The 19,340-nt window shown below is 67.9% G+C and carries 17 protein-coding genes; 11 read left to right on the forward strand and 6 right to left on the reverse strand.

What is annotated here, in order from left to right:
• The first annotated feature begins 6 nt into the window (after window positions 1–6).
• From AC3A6J_RS20195 to AC3A6J_RS20230, 8 genes are all read left to right on the forward strand, one after another.
• Window positions 7–1,215 carry a CaiB/BaiF CoA transferase family protein gene (locus AC3A6J_RS20195; RefSeq protein WP_487861763.1) on the forward strand — a complete coding sequence of 403 codons (1,209 nt, stop codon included), beginning with the start codon at window positions 7–9 and terminating at the stop codon, window positions 1,213–1,215.
• A 54-nt stretch (window positions 1,216–1,269) separates the two neighbouring features.
• Window positions 1,270–2,274: a Bug family tripartite tricarboxylate transporter substrate binding protein gene (locus tag AC3A6J_RS20200; protein WP_487861764.1), complete on the forward strand. Its 1,005-nt coding sequence runs from the start codon at window positions 1,270–1,272 to the stop codon at window positions 2,272–2,274.
• 54 nt (window positions 2,275–2,328) lie between these two features.
• A complete protein-coding gene (locus AC3A6J_RS20205; protein WP_487861765.1) occupies window positions 2,329–4,281 on the forward strand; it encodes an acyl-CoA synthetase in 1,953 nt (650 codons plus the stop codon).
• A 63-nt stretch (window positions 4,282–4,344) separates the two neighbouring features.
• Window positions 4,345–5,346 (forward strand): Bug family tripartite tricarboxylate transporter substrate binding protein, encoded by a 1,002-nt coding sequence (locus AC3A6J_RS20210; protein WP_487861766.1) that lies wholly within the window; start codon window positions 4,345–4,347, stop codon window positions 5,344–5,346.
• A 108-nt stretch (window positions 5,347–5,454) separates the two neighbouring features.
• A complete protein-coding gene (locus tag AC3A6J_RS20215; RefSeq protein WP_487861767.1) occupies window positions 5,455–6,039 on the forward strand; it encodes a TRAP transporter small permease in 585 nt (194 codons plus the stop codon).
• Entirely contained in the window at window positions 6,036–7,334 is a 1,299-nt protein-coding gene (locus AC3A6J_RS20220; RefSeq protein ID WP_487861768.1) for a TRAP transporter large permease, read from the forward strand. The genes AC3A6J_RS20215 and AC3A6J_RS20220 overlap by 4 nt, the downstream gene beginning before the upstream one ends.
• 25 nt (window positions 7,335–7,359) lie before the next feature.
• Entirely contained in the window at window positions 7,360–8,397 is a 1,038-nt protein-coding gene (locus AC3A6J_RS20225) for a DctP family TRAP transporter solute-binding subunit (RefSeq protein ID WP_487861769.1), read from the forward strand.
• Window positions 8,398–8,446: 49 nt separating this feature from the next.
• Window positions 8,447–9,397 carry a nucleoside hydrolase gene (locus AC3A6J_RS20230; protein ID WP_487861770.1) on the forward strand — a complete coding sequence of 317 codons (951 nt, stop codon included), beginning with the start codon at window positions 8,447–8,449 and terminating at the stop codon, window positions 9,395–9,397.
• 49 nt (window positions 9,398–9,446) lie between these two features.
• Here AC3A6J_RS20230 and AC3A6J_RS20235 read toward each other — a convergent pair whose 3' ends face one another.
• The 5 genes from AC3A6J_RS20235 to AC3A6J_RS20255 form a co-directional block, all read right to left on the reverse strand.
• Window positions 9,447–10,184: an amino acid ABC transporter ATP-binding protein gene (locus AC3A6J_RS20235; protein WP_487861894.1), complete on the reverse strand. Its 738-nt coding sequence runs from the start codon at window positions 10,182–10,184 to the stop codon at window positions 9,447–9,449.
• A gap of 36 nt (window positions 10,185–10,220) precedes the next feature.
• Window positions 10,221–10,886 (reverse strand): amino acid ABC transporter permease, encoded by a 666-nt coding sequence (locus AC3A6J_RS20240; protein ID WP_487861771.1) that lies wholly within the window; start codon window positions 10,884–10,886, stop codon window positions 10,221–10,223.
• A gap of 1 nt (window position 10,887) precedes the next feature.
• Window positions 10,888–11,646, reverse strand: a complete 759-nt coding sequence (locus tag AC3A6J_RS20245) for an amino acid ABC transporter permease (RefSeq protein ID WP_487861772.1) — start codon at window positions 11,644–11,646, stop codon at window positions 10,888–10,890.
• Window positions 11,647–11,733: 87 nt separating this feature from the next.
• The gene (locus AC3A6J_RS20250) at window positions 11,734–12,627 is read right to left on the reverse strand and encodes a transporter substrate-binding domain-containing protein (protein WP_487861773.1); all 894 of its coding nucleotides are present in this window, start codon (window positions 12,625–12,627) and stop codon (window positions 11,734–11,736) included.
• A gap of 312 nt (window positions 12,628–12,939) precedes the next feature.
• Window positions 12,940–13,926: a LysR substrate-binding domain-containing protein gene (locus AC3A6J_RS20255; protein WP_487861774.1), complete on the reverse strand. Its 987-nt coding sequence runs from the start codon at window positions 13,924–13,926 to the stop codon at window positions 12,940–12,942.
• Window positions 13,927–14,007: 81 nt separating this feature from the next.
• Between AC3A6J_RS20255 and AC3A6J_RS20260 the strand changes: the two genes are divergently transcribed.
• Genes AC3A6J_RS20260 through AC3A6J_RS20270 form a run of 3 tightly spaced genes read left to right on the forward strand, consistent with a single transcriptional unit; the run spans window position 14,008 to window position 18,379 of the window.
• A complete protein-coding gene (locus AC3A6J_RS20260) occupies window positions 14,008–15,459 on the forward strand; it encodes an amidase (RefSeq protein WP_487861775.1) in 1,452 nt (483 codons plus the stop codon).
• A gap of 45 nt (window positions 15,460–15,504) precedes the next feature.
• Window positions 15,505–16,899, forward strand: coding sequence for a Trk system potassium transporter TrkA (gene trkA / locus AC3A6J_RS20265; RefSeq protein ID WP_487861776.1), 1,395 nt, complete (start codon window positions 15,505–15,507; stop codon window positions 16,897–16,899).
• 22 nt (window positions 16,900–16,921) lie between these two features.
• Entirely contained in the window at window positions 16,922–18,379 is a 1,458-nt protein-coding gene (locus AC3A6J_RS20270; RefSeq protein WP_487861777.1) for a TrkH family potassium uptake protein, read from the forward strand.
• A gap of 17 nt (window positions 18,380–18,396) precedes the next feature.
• Here the strand turns inward: AC3A6J_RS20270 and AC3A6J_RS20275 are convergent, their stop codons facing one another.
• Window positions 18,397–19,335 (reverse strand): 2-hydroxyacid dehydrogenase, encoded by a 939-nt coding sequence (locus tag AC3A6J_RS20275; RefSeq protein WP_487861778.1) that lies wholly within the window; start codon window positions 19,333–19,335, stop codon window positions 18,397–18,399.
• Window positions 19,336–19,340 lie beyond the last annotated feature (5 nt).

The following is a 19,340-nucleotide window of genomic DNA, read 5'->3' on the forward strand; positions in this document are numbered from 1 at the left end:
TCTGCCATGGCTTCACTGAATTCATCCCTGCCGCTGGCCGGCGTGCGCGTGCTCGATCTGTCCCGCATCCTGGCCGGCCCCTGGTGCGGCATGGTGCTGGCCGACATGGGCGCCGAGGTCATCAAGGTCGAGCACCCGGGCCGCGGCGACGACACGCGCGACTGGGGCCTGCGCGTCGGCGACACCGAGACGGCCTACTTCAACAGCGTGAACCGCAACAAGCGCTCGGTCACGCTCGACCTGCAGACGCCCGAGGGGCAGCAGATCGCGCGCGACCTCGCAAAGCAATGCGACGTGGTGCTGCAGAACTTCAAGTACGGCGGCATCGACAAGCTCGGCCTCGGCTACGCGCAGCTCAGCCAGGAGGACCCGCGCCTCATCTACTGCTCGATCTCGGGCTACGACCGCACCGGCCCCGAGGCGGCACGCCCGGGCTACGACCTCGTGGTGCAGGGCGAGGCCGGCCTGATGGCGATCAACGGCGAGGCGAACCAGCCGCCGCTGAAGTTCGGCGTGGCCGCGGTGGACCTGTTCACCGGCATGTACTCGGCGCAGGCCGTGCTCGCGGCGCTCTACCAGCGCGAGAAGACGGGCCGCGGCCGCCACGTCGAGATGGCGCTGTTCGACTGCGGGCTGATGATCACGGCCTACTACGGCCTCGAGGCGCTCCTGATGGGCGAGGACCCGCCGCGCTTCGGCAACTCGCATCCGTCGATCGTGCCCTACGGCGTGTTCGACGCGGCCGACGGCCCGGTGGTGATCACCGTGGGCAACAACGCGCAGTTCGCGCGCTTCTGCACCGAGGTGATCGAGCGGCCCGACCTCGCGGCCGACGAGCGCTTCAAGACCAACATCCTGCGCTCGGCAAACCGCGCGGTGCTGCTGCCCGAACTGCACGCCGAGCTGGCGAAGCGCCCGCGCGCGCTGCTGCTCGAGAAGCTCACGGCGGCGGGCATTCCCTGCGGCGAGGTGCTGGGCCTGCACGAGGCGCTGCGCAGCAAGCGCGCGACCGAGGCCGGGCTGGTCACCCAGCAGCCGCACCCGGTGGCCGGCACGGTCGACGTGCTTGCGCCGCCCTACCGTTTCGATGGCGAGCGCCTGCCGGTGCGCAGCGCGCCGCCCACCCTGGGCGAAGGCACGCGCGACGTGCTCACGTCCCTGCTCGGCCTGTCGGAAGAACGACTCGCCGCGCTGAAATCCAGCGGCGTCGTCTGAGAAGCTCGCGAACGACGCCTTTCCGTACATCCTGATCCCCTGAAACAGAACCCCATGGCTTTCTCCTCTTTCGCTTCCCTTCGCAACCCCTCGCGCCGCGCGCTGCTCGCACTGGCCGCCCTCCCGCTCGTGGCCGGCACCGCCTTCGCCCAGCAGGCCTGGCCGACCAAGCCCATCACCATCGTCGTGCCGTTCCCGCCGGGCGGCCCGACCGACGTCGCGACGCGCATCGTGGCGCAGAAGATGTCGCAGAGCCTGAAGCAGAACATCCTGATCGACAACCGCAGCGGCGCCTCGGGCACCATCGGCGCGGCCGTGGCGGCCAAGGCCGCGCCCGACGGCTACACCTTCGTGATGCTGGCCACGCCGACGCTTTTGGCCGACCACCTGTACGGCAAGACGCCCTACGACATCTTCAAGAGCTTCACGCCCGTGGGCACGGTGTACGACCTGCCGATCGTGATGGTGGTCAACCCGAAGTCGCTGCCCGAGGTCACGGACCTGCAGGGCCTGATCGCCAAGGCCAAGGCCGAAGGCGGCAAGCTCAACTACACGACGGCGGGCGCGGGCAGCTTCGGCCACCTGACGACCGAGCAGCTCAAGAACATCGGCAAGTTCGAGATGCAGCACGTGCCCTACCGCGGCAGCGCGCCCGCGGTGACCGATCTGATCGGCGGCCAGGTGCCCGCGATGTTCTCGGACCTGGTGGCGGTGATTTCGCACATCCGCGCGGGCACGCTGCGCGCCATCGCGGTCGGCTCGGGCAAGCGCGTGAGCCTGCTGCCCGACGTGAAGACGGTGGCCGAGCAGGGCTTTGCAGGCTTCGACGCCACCTCGTGGGGCGGCCTGCTCGCGCCGGCCGGCACGCCGAAGGACGTGGTCGAGCGCATGAGCGCCGAGCTCAAGACCGCGCTGGCCGACAAGGAGGTGCAGGACAAGCTGCAGGGCGTGGGCTCGTTCGCGGCCTACGGCACGCCCGCAAAGACCGGCGAGCGCATGCGCCAGGACTTCGAGCGCTGGGGCAAGGTCATTCGCGACAACAAGATCACGAACCAGTAAAAACAGGGCGCGCACCGCGCCCGCCGGAAATCAAAAAAAACCTCAGGAGACGACATGACAGGCGACGACCACAACAACACGCAGAACGCGGGCGGCGCCCCGTTCCGCCCCCGGTTCCCGGTCCGCAGCCTGGCCGACATCCGCCGGCTCGAAGAGACGCCGCTCGAACAGGCGCTCTCGGTGCGCAGCACCTACGAAATCTTCCGCAGCGCGGGGCATGCCTTCGGCAGCAAGACCGCGCTGACCTTCCTGCGCACCGGCAATCCGGCCGACGAACCGATCCGCTGGTCGTACGCCGAGCTGCTCGCGCGCATCCACCAGACGGCGAACATGCTGCATGCGCTCGGCGTCGGTCCCGACGACGCGGTGGCGGTGCTGCTGCCGGGCTGCCTCGAGTACCACCTGGCGCTCTGGGGCGGCGAGGCGGCCGGCATCGTGCAACCGCTCAATCCGCTCCTGACCGACGAGAAGCTCGTGGCGCTGATGACCGCGGCGCGCGCCAAGGTGCTGATCGCCTACGGCTCCGACGCCGAATCGGGCATGTGGTCGAAGGCGATGCGGCTGCGCGGCCAGGTGCCGACGCTCACGACCGTGCTGCGCGTGGCGCCGCACGACGAGCCACCCGGGGGCCCCGGCACGCTGCCCGACGGCGTGGCCGAGTTCGACGTGCTGCGCGCGGCCCAGCCCTCGGACCGCCTCGTGAGCGGCCGCGACATCGCGCCCGGCGACATCGCAGCCTACTTTCACACCGGCGGCACCACGGGTGCGCCCAAGCTCGCCCGCCACAGCCACGGCGCGCAGGTGTTCACGGCCTGGGCCAGCGTGCAGGTGGCGGGCATGAACGAGAACGGCATCTCGATCAACGGCTATCCGCTGTTCCATGTGGCAGGCGTGCTGCCGGCCTCGCTGGCCTCGCTGTCGGCCGGGGTGGAAGTGATCATTCCGACGCCTTCGCTGCTGCGCAACAAGGAGGTGATCGCCAATTACTGGAAGCTGGTCGAGAAGTACCGGCCGACCTCGCTGTCGGCGGTGCCGACGGTGCTCGCGGCGCTGGCCAACGTGCCGCTGGAAGGCGCCGACATCTCGTCGATCGTGTACTGCCGCACGGGTGCGGCGGTGCTGTCGCCCGAGCTCGCCGCGCGCTTCGAGCGCCTGTTCGGGCTGCATGTGCACGAGAGCCTCGGCATGACCGAGATGGCGGGCATCTCGACCATCACGCCGCCGGGCGTCGACGGGCCCGCGGGCTGCGTCGGCTTTGCGCTGCCCTACATGCAGATGCGCATCGTGGCGCTCGACGAGAACGGCAATGCGAGCGACCGCGACCTGCCGGCGGGCGAACAGGGCATGGTGCTGTTCAAGTCGCCGAACCTGTTCTCGGGCTTCGTCGATCCGGCCGACAACGCGAAGGCCTTCACGCCCGACGGCTGGCTCGCGACCGGCGACCTGGGCTGGATCGATGGCGAAGGCCGGCTCAACCTCAGCGGCCGCTCGAAGGACCTGATCATCCGCAGCGGCCACAACATCGACCCGAAGGTGATCGAGGACGCGATCGGCGCCCATCCGGCCGTGCAGCTGTGTGCGGCCGTGGGCGCACCCGACGCCTATGCGGGCGAACTGCCGGTGGTGTTCGCGACGCTGGTGCCCGGCGCCTCGGTCACCGAGGAGGAACTGCTGGCCTTCACGGCCGAGCGCGTGGACGAGGCGCCCGCCAAGCCGCGCTCTGTGGTGGTGATCGAGCAGATGCCGGTGACCAACGTGGGCAAGATCTACAAGCCCGAGCTGCGCGCGATGGCGGCGAACCGCGTTGTGGCGGCCATGGTCGAACAGGCGTGCGGCGAACTCGGCGTGGCGCCGGCCGCGCGGCCGCACGTGGCGCACGAGGGCGAGCGCCTGATCGAGGTGCGCATCGATGCCGCCGCGACCGGTTCGCTCGCCGTGCCGCTGCAGCAGCGCATCGAGGCCGACCTCCTGCCGCTGCCATTCAAGACCCGCGTGCTGTCGGCATAGCGCCGGCGGCGGCAGCCCCTTGCACACCCAAGAACAATCAACCCTCGGAGACAAAGAGAAATCATGAACGCCGCATTCCCCACCCGCCGCCGCACCCTGCAAGGCGCCGTCGCCACGCTCGCGCTCGCCGCCACTTCCACCGCCGGCTGGGCGCAGCCGGCCTACCCCAGCAAGCCGATCCGCATGGTGGTGCCCTTCGCCGCGGGCGGCGCGACCGACGTGCTGGCCCGCATCATCGGCGAGAAGATGGCCGCGGGGCTGGGCCAGCCGGTCATCGTCGACAACAAGCCCGGCGCGGCCGGCATCATCGGCACCGACGCAGTGGCCAAGGCGCCGGCCGATGGCTACACGATGGTGCTGGCGCTCTCCAATTCGCTGCTCACCAACCAGTTCCTCTACCAGAAGCTGCCCTACGACACGCAGCGCGACCTTGCGCTGGTCTACCAGATCGCGGTGGCGCCGCTGGTGCTGGTGGTGCATCCGAGCGTGCCGGTCAAGACCGGGCCCGAGCTCTTGAAGTACGTCGCCGCCAACAAGGGCAAGATGGCCTACGGTTCGTACGGCGTCGGCGCCTATCCGCACCTCGCGGGCGCGCACATGAGCCTGGCGCAGAACGCCGAAATGAACCACGTCGCCTACAAGGGCGAGTCGCCGATGCTGCAGGACCTGATCGGCGGCCAGATCCAGATGTCGTTCGCGAGCGCGCTGGTGGCCAAGCCCCACATCGAGGCGGGAAAGCTCAGGGCGCTCGGCGTGACGGGCGAGCGGCGCATGGCCACGCTGCCCGACGTGCCCACGCTGGCCGAGCAGGGCCTGGACGACGAGGCCTACCGCGTGGCGGGCTGGCTGGCCATCGCCATGCCGGCCGGCACGCCGAAGCCGATCGTGGCGCGCATCGCCGAGGAAGTGCGCAAGGCCACGCGGCAGCCCGACGTGCAGACGCGCGTGGCCGCCATGGGCTTCGACCTGCAGGACAGCTCGCCCGAGGCGTTCGCGGCCGTCGTCAAGAAGGAAGCCCCGGTCTGGGAACGCCTGATCAAGGCGTCGGGCGCCAAGCTCGAATAGCGCCGGTTCGGGGGACGGCGTCGCGCGCGCGGATCGCATAGGAAAACCCCGATGGAGGAAAGGGCATGCACCGGTAACATCTGTCGCCGCTTCCCCTTTTCCCCTTCGATGACCACTCCCAATGAGTCCGGCCCGGTGCTGGACGCTGCCAGCCCCCTTCCCCCCGACATCGAAGCTGCCGACGAGCCCGCGAAGGTGCCGCTCGCCATCGAGGACTGGCTCACCGTGATCATCATGGGCGCGCTCGCGCTCATCACGTTCGCGAACGTGCTGGTGCGCTACTTCACCGATTCGTCGTTCGCCTGGACTGAGGAGTTCTCGGTCTTCCTGATGATCATGCTCGCGCTCGTGGCCGGCTCGGCCGCCGTTGCGCGCGACCGGCACATCCGCATCGAGTTCTTTTCCGAAAGCGGCAGCATGGCGCGGCGCCGGCGGCTCGCGCAGTTCGGCGCGCTGATGATCGCGATCCTCTTCGCGCTGATCGGCACACTGAGCATCCGCATGGTCTGGGACGACTACCGCTATGAGGAGACCACGCCCGGCATCGGGCTGCCGGCCTGGTGGTATTCGATCTGGCTGCCGATCGTGTCGTTCGCGATCGCGCTGCGCGCGGTGGGCTTGATGATCCGGCGCGGCCGCAAGAACGCGCGCAGCGATGACGACACGGCCAATGGCCAGGGCGGCGCCCTGTGATCGCGACGCTGCTCTTCGTCGCCTTCGTGGCGATGATGCTGGTGGGCGTGCCCATCGGCGCGGCGCTGGGGCTGGCGGGCGCCGCCTGCATCGCGCTCGCCAACGCCGACGCGCAGTGGTTCGGCCTCCTGGCCGTGCCGCAGAACTTCTATGCCGGCCTGGGCAAGTACCCGCTGCTCGCGATTCCGATGTTCGTGCTGGTCGGCTCGATCTTCGACCGCTCGGGCGTGGCGCTCCGGCTGGTGAACTTCGCGGTGGCGATCGTCGGCCGCGGCCCGGGCATGCTGCCGCTGGTCGCCATTGCGGTCGCCATGTTCCTCGGCGGCATCTCGGGCTCGGGCCCGGCCAATGCCGCCGCCGTGGGCGCGGTGATGATCGCGGCGATGTCGCGCGCCGGCTACCCGCCCGCCTTCTCGGCCAGCGTGGTGGGCGCCGCCGCGGCCACCGACATCCTGATCCCGCCGTCGGTGGCCTTCATCGTGTACTCGGTGCTGGTGCCCGGCGCCTCGGTGCCGGCGCTGTTCGCGGCCGGCATGATCCCGGGCGTGATGGCCGGCCTGGCGCTGATGATCCCGGCCGTGCTGATGGCGCGCCATCACAAGATGGGTGCGCTCGAATCCACGCTGCCGCGCCCGCCGTTCTGGGCCAGCCTGCGCGACGCGAGCTGGGGCCTCGCGGCGCCGGTGCTCATTCTGGGCGGCATGCGCGCCGGCTGGTTCACGCCGACCGAGGCCGCGGTGGTGGCGGTGTTCTACGGCCTGTTCGTTGGCATGTGCGTGCACCGGACCATCAAGGTCCGCGACCTGTTCGTCATCCTGCGCGAATCGGGCGAGCTCTCGGCGGTGATCCTGCTCGTGGTGTCGCTCGCGGGCATCTTCGCGTACTCGCTCTCGACGCTGGGCGTGATCGACCCGGTGACGCGCGCGATCGTGGACTCGGGCCTCGGCGAATACGGCATCCTGGCGCTCTTGATCCTGCTGCTCATCACGGTCGGCATGTTCCTCGACGGCGTCTCGATCTTCCTGATCTTCGTGCCGCTCCTGCTGCCGATCGTTCAGCACTACAAGTGGGACCCGGTGTGGTTCGGCGTGATCCTCACGCTGAAGGTCGCGCTGGGGCAGTTCACGCCGCCGCTCGCGGTCAACCTCATGGTCTCCTGCCGCATCGCGAAGGTGCGCATGGAGGAAACCGTGCGCTGGGTCGGCTGGCTGCTGTTCTCGATGTTCATCGTGATGGTGCTCGTGATCGCGTTCCCCGAGCTGGCGCTGTGGCTGCCGCGCAAGCTCGGTTATTGACTTTGACAACTGGAGACTAGACAAAATGAAATTCCGTCGCACCCTTCTCGGCCTTGCCGCCGTCGCCACCGCCCTGGGCATGTTCTCGACCGGCGCCATGGCGCAGGCCGCCTACAAGGCCGAATACAAGATGTCGCTCGTGCTCGGCCCGCCGACCCCCTGGGGCCAGGCCGGGAAGATCTGGGCCGACCTCGTGAAGGAGCGCACCCAGGGCCGCATCAACATCAAGCTGTACCCGGGCGTGTCGCTGATCCAGGGCGACCAGACGCGCGAGTTCAGCGCACTGCGCCAGGGCGTGATCGACATGGCCGTGGGTTCGACCATCAACTGGTCGCCGCAGGTCAAGCAGCTCAACCTGTTCTCGATGCCCTTCCTGATGCCCGACTACGCGGCCATCGACGCGCTCACGCAGGGCGAGGTCGGCAAGGACATCTTCAAGACGCTCGACAAGGCCGGCGTGGTGCCGCTCGCATGGGGCGAGAACGGCTTCCGCGAGATCACCAATTCCAAGAAGCCGATCAAGTCGCCCGACGACCTGAAGGGCATGAAGATCCGCGTGGTCGGCTCGCCCATCTACTCCGACATGCTCACCGCGCTCGGCGCCAATCCGACGCAGATGAGCTGGGCCGATGCGCAGCCGGCACTCTCGAGTGGCGCGGTCGACGGCCAGGAGAACCCGCTGTTCCTGTTCACCGTGCTCAAGATGCAGAACGTGGGCCAGAAGTTCGTCACCACCTGGGGCTACGTGGCCGACCCGCTGGTGTTCGTGGTCAACAAGGAAATCTGGGCCTCGTGGACGCCGGCCGACCAGGCGATCGTGCGGCAAGCCGCCATCGACGCTGGCAAGCAGGAGATCGAGATCGCGCGCAAGGGCCTGGTCGAAGCCGACAAGCCCGTGCTCAAGGACATCGCCGCGATGGGCGTGACCGTCACGCAGCTCACGCCGACCGAGCGCGAGGCCTTCGTCAAGGCCACGCGTCCGGTCTACGAGAAGTGGAAGTCGACCGTGGGTGCCGACCTCGTGGCGAAGGCCGAGAAGGCGATCGCGGCGCGCAAGAAGTAGACGAAGCAGCGAGGCGGCGGGCAGCCGCGCCCGCCGCGACAATGGTGCGATGCACACCCTGATCATCGACACCGACCCCGGCGCGGACGACGTGATCGCGCTGCTGTTCGCGATGGCGGCGCCCGAGCAACTCGGCATCGAGGCGTTGACCGTGGTGGCCGGCAACGTGCCGCTGGCCAAGACCGCGCGCAATGCGCGCCTCGCCTGCGAATGGGCCGGCCGGCCCGGCATTCCGGTGTACGCCGGCGCCGAGCGCCCGCTGCGCCGTGCGCCGATCCACGCCGCCCATGTCCACGGCCAGGAAGGCATCACGGGCGTAGCAGTGCACGAGCCCGCCGCGCCGCTCGCCGAAGGCCATGCCGTCGACCACCTGGTCCGCACGCTGCGCGCCGCGCCTGCCCGCAGCGTGACGCTCGCCATGCTCGGGCCGCAGACCAACCTGGCGCTGGCGCTCGAGCGGGCGCCCGACATCGTCGGCGGCCTGCGCGAACTGGTGCTGATGGCCGGCGCGCACTTCAACGGCGGCAACATCACGCCGGTCGCCGAGTTCAACGTGTTTGCCGATCCGCACGCGGCCGAACTGGTGCTCGACAAATGCGGCGCCAGCGGCGTGCCGATCACGATGCTGCCGCTCGACGTGACGCACCGGATCCTCACGAGCGAGGAACGCATCGCGCGGCTGCGCGGCATCGGCAACCGCGCCGGCCGCACCGTGGCCGACATCCTCGACGCCTATGCGCCGCAGGAAATGGCGCACTACGGCCTGCCGGGCGGGCCGGTGCACGACGCGACAGTGATCGCCTACCTGCTCGCGCCCGATCTGTTCAAGGGACGGCGGATCCACGTCGAGGTCGACAGCCGCGAAGGCATGGGCTTCGGGCAGACGGTGGCCGACTGGCACGGCAGCCTGGGCCGGCCGGCGAACGTGAACTGGATCGTGGAGGGGGATGCAGCAGGCTTTTTCGACCTGCTGACGGCGCACGCGGCGCGACTACCCTGACGACGCGGGCCGGGGCAGTGCTGATGCTGCCCGCAGGGGCAGCCCGCCGTCAGTGCTGCAGGATCTTGTCGAGAAAGTCCTTGGTGCGCGGCTGACGGTTCTCGGGGTGGTTGAAGAACTCGTCCTTGGAGCAGTCTTCCAGGATGCGGCCGCCCACGTCGATGAAGATCACGCGGCTGGCGACCTTGCGCGCGAAGCCCATCTCGTGCGTGACCACCATCATGGTCATGCCTTCCTTGGCAAGCGCGACCATCACGTCGAGCACTTCACCGACCATTTCGGGGTCGAGTGCCGAGGTCGGTTCGTCGAACAGCATCACCACCGGGTCCATGCTGAGCGCGCGGGCGATCGCCACGCGCTGCTGCTGGCCGCCCGAGAGCTGGCCCGGGAACTTGTCCTTGTGTGCCATCAGGCCCACGCGGTCGAGCATCTTGAGCCCACGCACCTTGGCTTCGTCCTGCGAACGGCCCAGCACCTTGATCTGCGCGATGGTCAGATTTTCGGTGACCGACAGGTGCGGGAACAGCTCGAAGTGCTGGAACACCATGCCGACCTTGGAACGCAATTTGGGCAGGTTGGTCTTGGGGTCGTGCAGCGGAATGCCGTTGACGATGATCTCGCCTTTCTGGAAAGGCTCGAGCGCGTTGACGGTCTTGATGAGGGTGGACTTTCCCGAACCCGACGGGCCGCACACCACCACCACGTCGCCCTTGGCGATGCTGACCGAGCAGTCGTTGAGCACCTGCACGGGTCCGTACCACTTGGAGACGTTGTTGATACTGATCATTTGTTCAGCCATGGCTTTTCCTCTTCGATTCTTTCACTAGCGAATGATGGCGATCTTCTTGTGCAGACGCTTGACGAGATACGACAGCGAATAGCAGATCACGAAGTAGACGACCGCTGCCAGCAGGTACGACTCGTAAGGCCGCCCGAAATTCTTGGCGACGTTGTCGAAACCCTTGAGCAGGTCGTATGCACCGATGGCGTACACCAGCGAGGTGTCCTGGAACAGGATGATGGTCTGCGTGAGCAGCACCGGCAGCATGTTGCGGAACGCCTGCGGCAGGATCACCAGCTTCATGTTCTGGCCGTAGGTCATGCCCACCGCCAGGCCGGCCGAGACCTGGCCGCGCGGAATCGACTGGATGCCGGCACGCATGATCTCGCTGAAGTACGCCGCCTCGAAGGCGATGAAGGTGATCACCGCCGAGTACTCCGGCCCGATGGGCCGTCCGATGACGAACGGCACCAGCAGGAAGAAGCCCAGGATGACCATCACCAGCGGAACGGAGCGCATGCCGTTGACGTAGAACGCGGCCGGCATGTCCAGCCACTTCTTTCCCGACAGGCGCATCAGCGCGAGGATGGTGCCGAAGAAGATGCCACCCAGGGTTGCGACGACGGTCAGGAAGATGCTGAAGTACAGACCATTGAGAACATAGTTCCGAATGACGTCCCAGGTGTAGACGGAGAATTGGAGATCCATGTCAGTGTCCTCCCGTTCCGCCGGCAACGACAAAGCCCGGGACGCGCGCCCGTTTCTCGATGAAGGCCATCAGGCGGTTGATCACCATGGCCGAGATGACGTAGAGCACCACCACGGCGATGTAGATCTCCGGGTTGCGCGCCGTCTCTTCGCCGGCCTGCAGGTAGAACTGGGTCAGTTCGGAGATGGACACCGCGAATGCCACCGAGGAGTTCTTGAAGATGTTCATCGACTCGCTGGTCAGCGGCGGCAGGATGATGCGGTAGGCCATGGGCAGCAGCACGTAGCGGTAGTACTGGACCGTGGTGAAGCCCACGGCCATGCCGGCATAGCGTTGGCCGCGTGGCAGCGCCTGGATGCCTGAGCGCAACTGCTCCGCGATACGTGCCGAGGTGAACAGGCCCAGCGCCAGCACCACCAGCACGAAGGGCGGAAAGTCGCGCATCGGCGGCACGAGCGCGGGCACCACGAAGTACCACAGGAAAATCTGCACCAGCAGCGGGATATTGCGGAACAGCTCTACCCACGCGTTGCCGAAACGCACCAGCCACGGGCTGTCGGGCAGCGTGCGCAGGATGCCGATGATCGAGCCGAACACCAGTGCGACGAGCAACGCCACGAGCGCGACGGCCACCGTCCACCCCCAGGCGTCGATCATCCAGTTCAGGTAGGTGTACGCACCGCCCGTTCCGTAACACGACGGCACCACCGTGCCGTCGATGGTGTCCTTGCAGAACACCTGCCAATCCCAATTTCCCATCGGGCACTCCTCGGTCTGTTTGCTTTGACTACGCACCAAACAAACGCCCGCCTCGATGGGCGGGCGTCTGTCGTTCATCCATGCAGATTACTTCTTGGCGTAGTCTTCCATCGGCTTGTTGTTGGGGCTGGCCCAGGCGGCCTTGGTGGCCTCCGACAGCGGCAGGTTCATGTTCACGTTGGCTGGCGGCACCGGCTGCATGAACCACTTGTCGTACAGCTTGGCGAGCGAGCCGTCCTTGATCTGGCGCTCGATGCTGGCATTGACGGCTTTCAGGAACGCGTCGTCGCCCTTGCGCACCATGCAGGCGATCGGCTCGACCGACAGCTCGGGACCGACGATGGCGAAATCAGCCGGGTTCTTCGACTTGGCGACGTTGGCCGCCAGGATCGAACCGTCCATCACGAAGGCGTCGGCACGGCCGGACTCGAGCAGCAGGAAGCTGTCGGCGTGGTCCTTGCCCAGCACTTCCTTGAAGTCGATACCTTGGGCGCGCTCGTTCTTGCGCAGGGTCTGCACCGAGGTCGTGCCCGTGGTGGTGGCGATGGTCTTGCCGTTGAGGTCCTTCAGGTCCTTGATGCCCGAATTCTTCTTGATGACCATGCGCACCACTTCCACGTAGGTGGTGTGGGCGAAATCGACGTCCTTCTGGCGCGTGGCGTTGTTGGTGGTGGAGCCGCACTCCAGGTCGACCGTGCCGTTCTGCACCAGCGGAATGCGGTTCTGCGAGGTGACCGGGGTGTAGTTGACCGCCAGCTTCTTGCCGGCAGTCTTGCCGAGGTCTTCAGCGATGCGTTCGGCCATTTCAGTGTGGAAGCCGCCGTACTTGCCGCCGCCGACGGAGAACGACAGCGCCGACGAATCGCGCACGCCGAGGCTGATGGCGCCGCTGTTCTTGATCTTGGCCAGCGTGCCATCCTGGGCGAAAGCGCTGCCGGTAGCGACCACTGCAACGGCCAATGCCAACACTTGTTTTTTCATACAGAGACTCCTGATGGTGACAGAAAGGGGAAATTGGAAACCAAACGAAATTCTAGACAGTTGGCAGGCCGGGAATACCCGGGCCATCCCGGTGCAGCGGCATTGTCGGACTGAAGCTAAGCAGCCTTTGTGCCTGTTCTCTCGCCGTGGACACGCGCATGTGGAGAATTGCACGGTCTGGGCTTCGTCGGTTCGTGTGGCAGCGTTGGAAAACTGCCGCGACTGTAGAGAACCCCCGGCCAGCACGCCAATGCCGTTTGCGGCGCCGGTTATGCATCGGGTTCATAGATTGTGCATCGCACAAATTCCGCCTCAACGCAGCGGCTCGGCGCTGACCAGGTACGACCACAAGGCGTCGGCCGTGCGCTTGGGCTGTAGGCCTTCCGAGGCCAGCGCCTTGGCCGAGCGGCTGCCGGCGGGCTTCGCCGGAACCGGCGCGCCAGGCCGCTCGCGGTAGGCGCGGATCTCCATCGTCGCTTCGAGGCTGTCGATCTCGGGCGGCAGCGCGCTCACGAGCTTGCGGGCCTTGATCTCCTTGCGCACCGCGCTCTGCGGCAGAAAGGCGATGCCGTGGCCTTCGAGCGCCATCACCTTGAGGCCTTCGGCCATGTCGGTCTCGTAGACCCGGTCGAGGTGGATGGCGGTGCCCGATTCCTTGAGCAGCTGGTCGACCACGCGCCCCAGGTAGGCGCCGGGTGCATAGCCCAGGTAAGGCAGCGGCTGGCCCGGACGCCCCGGCAGCCGGAAGCGCGGCGCGCCGTCGGCATCGGGCCGGACCCACGCGCTCACGACCTCCTCGCCCAGGCTGACCATCTCGTATTTGTTGGCGTCGAGCTGCAGCGGCTGCGAGGGGTGGTGGTAGGCGATCAGCAGGTCGCAGCTGCCTTCGACGAGGCGCAGCACCGCGTCGTGCACATTGAGTGCGATGAGCCGGCTCTTGATCGGCCCGAAGTGCTCGCGCAGGCTGGTCACCCACGAGGGGAAAAACGTAAACGCCAGCGTGTGCGGCACCGCGATCTCGATCACGTCCTGCCCGGCGGCCGAGTGGCCGCGCAGCATGGCGCGGGTGCTCTGCAGCGCCTGCAGCATCTCGATGGCCTGGCTGTAGAGCGTCTGGCCCGCTGGCGTGAGCCGCGTCGGGTACGAACTGCGGTCGACCAGGTCGGTGCCGGCCCAGCCCTCGAGCGCCTGGATGCGCCGCGAGAACGCAGGCTGTGTGACATGCCTCAGTTGGGCCGAGCGGCTGAAGCTGCGCGTTTCCGCCAGGCTGATGAAGTCTTCGAGCCACTTGGTTTCCATACGCGGCGATTATGTGCGCGCGCCGCCCGCTGCGGGCTCCTGGTCGATACTGTGTCCGCCGCCATTCCGCCCCGGACCGCCATGACGCCCACCGATATCCTCGACCTCAGTGCCACGGAACTCTCGCGCCGGATCGCCGCGCGCGGCGTGTCCTGCCATGAACTGATGCAGGCCGCACTGGCCCGCATCGAGGCGCTCAACCCCCGCTTCAATGCCATCGTGTCGCTGCGCCCGCCCGAGGACCTGCTGGCCGATGCACGCGAACGCGACGCCGAACTGGCGCGCGGCGAGCGGCGCGGCTGGATGCATGGCTTCCCGCTCGCGGTGAAGGACCTGAGCCATGCAGCCGGCTTGCCGACCTCGATGGGCTCGCCGCTGTCGCCGCGCTCGCCGGTGCGCACCGACAGCCTGCACGTCGCGCGCATGCGCGCGGCCGGCGCCATCGTGATCGGCAAGACCAACACGCCCGAATTCGGCCTCGGCTCGCACACCTACAACACGGTGTTCGGCATCACGCGCAACGCCCATGCGCCCGAGCGCAGCGCCGGCGGCAGCAGCGGCGGCGCGGCCGTGGCCCTGGCGCTCGGCATGCTGCCGGTGGCCGACGGCAGCGACATGATGGGGTCGCTGCGCAACCCGGCCGCGTTCAACAACGTCATCGGCATGCGGCCCTCGCGCGGGCGTGTGCCGGGCGATCCGGAGCAGGAGCTGTTCTTCCAGCAGCTCGGCATCGAAGGCCCGATGGCGCGCACCGTGGAAGACGCCGCGCGGCTGCTCGCGGTGCAGGCGGGCTTCGATGCGCGCGTGCCGCTCTCGTCGCCCGACGCGCTGCCCTCGCCCGACGCGCTGCAACTCGAAGGCGAGGCACGCGGCCTGCGCATCGGCTGGCTCGGCAGCATCTGGCCCGACCTGCCGCTCGCGCCCGGCATCCGCGCGCTCGGGGAGCAGGCGCTCGGCATCTTCCGCAGCCTCGGCTGCGAGGTCGAAGCCTGCACGCTCGACGTGCCGCGCGAGCAGAACTGGAGCGCCTGGCTGCGCCTGCGCCAGCTGCTTGTGGGCGGCAAGCTCGGCGCCTTCATGAACGATCCGAAGCTGTTCGCCCAGCTCAAGCCCGAGGCACAGTGGGAGGTCGAACAGAGCCGGCAGCTCGACGCAGCCTCGCTCTACCAGGCCTCGCTCTACCGCTCGAACGTGTACCGCGCGTTCGCACGCCTGTTCGAGCGCTTCGATTTCGTGGTGGCGCCGAGTGCGCAGGTGTTTCCGTTCGACGCCGAACTGCACTGGCCCGCCGAGGTGAACGGCGTCGCAAGCGACACCTACCACCGCTGGATGGAGATCGTCACGCCGTTCACGCTGGCAGGGCTGCCGACGCTCAATCTGCGCGCCGGCTTCGGCGAAGGCGGCCTGCCGATGGGCATCTCGCTCGCGGGGCCGGTGAATGCCGACCTTGCCGTGCTGCGCGCCGGGCATGCCTACGACCGCGCATGCGCCTGGTCGGCGGTGCGTCCGCCGGCGCTGCTGAGCGCAGGCTGATCGCCGCCCGGTGCGCAACCCCTGCGACGCATGCAGAATGCGCGCATGAAAATGATCATCGTGGGAGCCGGCCGCGTCGGGGAAAGCGCGGCAGAGAGCCTGCTGTCGGAGCGCAACGACATCACCGTCATCGACACCGACGCCGGCCGCCTGGCCCGGCTGCAGGAGCAGTTCGACCTGCGCGGCGTGCTCGGCAGCGGCATCGAGCCCGAGGTGCTGCGCGAGGCCGGCGCTCCTGACGCCGACATGCTGATCGCCTGCGCGCCGCTCGACGAGACCAACCTGCTGGCCTGCAAGTTCGCACGCGATCTCTTCAACGTGCAGACCACCGTGGCGCGCGTGCGCTCGACCGCCTTCCACGACAACGCACTGCTGGAAAAGACCGGCTTCGCGGTGGACCAGGTGATCTGCCCCGAGCGCTCGGTGACCAACTACATCCACAAGCTGGTTGAATACCCCGAGGCGTTGCAGGTGATCCAGTTCGCGCAGGGGCTGGTCAGCCTGATCGCGGTGCGCGCGATCGAGGGCGGCTCGCTGGTGGGCCACAGCCTGGCTGAGATTCCGAGCCTGGTGCCCAATGCCGACATGCGCATCGTGGCGATCTACCGCAACGACCGCGCGCTGGGCGTGCTCCACGGCGAAACCCGCATCCGCGCCGGCGACGAAGTCTTCGTGCTCGCCGCCACGCAGCACATCCGCGGCGTGCTGGGCGGTTTGCGCCAGATGGACCGGCCGGTGGCCCGCATCATGATGGCCGGCGGCGGCCGGGTCGGCATGCGGCTGGCGCGGGAGCTGCACGGCAACTGCGCCATCAAGCTGATCGAGCGCGACCTGCCCCGCTGCGCGCTGCTGGCAGAGAGCCTGCCCAGCGATGTGCTGGTGCTCAACGGCGACGCCACCGATGCCGACCTGATGGCCACCGAGCAGGTGGCCGGCATGGACCTTTTCATGGCCGTCACCAACGACGACGAAGACAACATCATGGCCTGCCTGCTGGCCAAGCGCCTTGGCGCGCGCCGCGTGCTGGCCCTGATCAACCGCCGCGCCTACGCCGACCTGGTGCAGGGCACGCAGATCGACATCGCCATCTCGCCGGCACACACCATCATCGGGGAACTGCTGGCCTTCGTGCGGCGCGGCGACATCGAGGTGGTGCACAGCCTGCGCCGCGGCGCCGCCGAAGCGCTGGAGCTGGTGGTGCGCGGCGACCGCAAGACCAGCAAGGTGGCGACGCGGACCGTCGGCGAGATCAAGCTGCCCGACGGCGCGCAGATCGGTGCCATCGTGCGCGGCCCCGACGAGGGACCGCGCGAGGTGATCATTCCGCACCGCGACACGGTGATCGCCAGCAACGACCACGTCGTCGTCTTCGTGCCGCACAAGGGCATGATCCGCGACATCGAGCGGCTGTTCCAAGTCAGCGCGATCTTCCTGTTCTGAACGCCGCCAGGCGCCGCCATCCATGTCTTCACCGCAGGCCATCGTTGCCCTGGTCGGACGCCTCGTCGTCCTGTTCTCACTGCTGATGCTGGCGCCGCTTTTTGCCAGCTGGCTCGACGGTGGCCGCGCGCTGCAGGCTTTTTCATGGTCGCTGCTCGCCACGCTGGCCAGCGGCCTCGCGATGGTTGTCCTGACGCGCGGCCATCTGGGCGAACTTCGCCCGCGCGACGGCTTCGTGATGGTCGGCGTGATCTGGTTCCTGCTGCCGACCTTTGCCGCCGTGCCGCTGCTGCTGGCCATTCCCGGCCTGAGCGTGACCGACGCCTACTTCGAAGCCATGAGCGGCTTCACCGCCACCGGCGCGACCGTGCTGGTCGGCCTCGACCACATGCCGATGGCAGTGAACGTGTGGCGCTGCCTGCTCAACCTGGTCGGTGGGCTCGGCATCGTGGTGCTGGCCGTGGCCGTGCTGCCGATGCTCGGCGTGGGCGGCTCGCAATTGTTTCGCACCGAGATCACGGGCCCGATGAAGGACCAGAAACTCACGCCGCGCATCTCGGACACGGCCCGCGGGTTGTGGACGGTCTACTTTCTCGCCTCGAGCGCCTGCCTGCTGGCCTACCGCTGGGCCGGCATGAGCTGGGCCGACGCCTTCATGCACATGTGCTCGACGATGAGCCTGGGCGGCTTCTCCTCCCACGACGCGAGCCTCGGCTACTTCAACTCGCCGCAGGTGGAGATGGTGGCGGTGGTCTTCATGCTGCTGGCCGGCGTCAACTTTGCGCTCTACTTCCTGGCCTGGAAGCGCCGCTCGCTCACCGTGCTGTGGCGCGACGCCGAACTGCGCACCTACGTGCTGGTGCTGGCGGGCAGCGTGGCGCTGATCACCGGCTACCTGCTGGCCAACGCGCCGGACGGCGACGTGCTGCGCACGCTGCGGCGCACCCTGTTCCATGTGGTCTCGGTTGCCACCACCACCGGCTACGCCACCCACGACTACGCGCTGTGGCCGACCTTCGTGCCGTTCCTGATGATGCTGCTGGGCTGCTTTGCCACCTGCGCGGGATCGACCGGCGGCGGCGTCAAGATGCTGCGCGTGCTGCTGCTGCTCAAGCAGTCGCAGCGCGAGCTGGTGCGCATCATCCATCCGAACGTGGTCAACCCGGTGGTGCTCGGCGGCGTCACCGTGCCGCCGCGCGTGATGCACAGCGTGATCGCCTTCATGATGCTCTACGGCATGACCATCGTCGCGTTGACCATGGTGATGCTGTTCAGCGGGCTGGACGTGGTGACGGCTTTTACCGCCGTGATTGCCTGCCTGAACAACATCGGCCCGGGCCTCGGCGACGTCGGGCCGGCCGTGAACTACGCGGGGCTCACCAACTTCCAGACCTGGGTGCTGAGTTTCGCCATGCCGCTTGGGCGGCTCGAACTGCTGTCGCTGCTGGTGCTGCTGACGCCGCAGTTCTGGCGCCGCTGAGGCACGTCAGACCGGCGTCAGACCGGGGTGAGAACGCCGCGCCCCGCGAAGTGCCCTTCGGCATTCGCAAGGAAATGGTCGACCGACTTCTGCGTCGCCTCGGGCGACCAGCCCGCCATGTGCGGCGTGAGCAGCACGTTGTCCAGGCCGACCAGCAGCTCGGGCCGCTTCGGTTCGCTTTCGTACACGTCGAGCCCCGCGCCCGCAATGCGGTTCTCGCGCAGCGCCGCGGCCAGCGCCTCGGTGTCGACCACGCTGCCGCGGCCGATGTTCACCAGGTAGCCCTGCGGCCCGAGCGCGTCGAGCACCTCGGCATTCACCAGGTGCTTCGTCGCGGCGCCGCCCGGCGCCGCCAGGATCAGGAAGTCGGCCCAGGCGGCGAGCGACTTCAGGTCGCCGAAGTAGCGGTGCGGCACGCCTTCCTTGGGGTTGCGGTTGTGGTAGCCGACTTCCATGTCGAAGCCGGCTGCGCGCTTCGCGATCTTCTGGCCGATGGTGCCGAGCCCGAGGATGCCGAGCTTCTTGCCCGAGACGTTCGGCGCCTGCGGGATCGCCTCGCGCCACACACCTTCGCGGCACAGCCGATCGAGCTTGCGGAACTCGCGCACGATGCCGATCAGGAGGCCGAAGGCATGATCAGCCACGCAGTCGTCGTTGGTGCCCGCGCCATTGGCCGTGGCAATGCCGCGTGCGCGCGTGACCTCGAGCGGCAGGCCTTCGTAGCCCGCGCCCATGCAGCAGATCAGCTCGAGCGCCGGCATGGCCGCGATCTCCTCGGGCGTGATGCCTATCACGCCGATGGTCAGCACGGCGCGAAATTGCTTGCCGTGCGTCGCGATCGCGGCGGCACGCTCGGCCTCGCCGGGGGCATAGGTCATGTCGTAGACCTGGGCAATCTGGGCCTGGTGTGCGCTCGAGAGGCTGTTGAGCACCAGCAGGGGAATCTTCGTCGACACGTCTG

The sequence above is a fragment of the Variovorax sp. Soil_C_39 genome, from assembly GCF_057656815.1.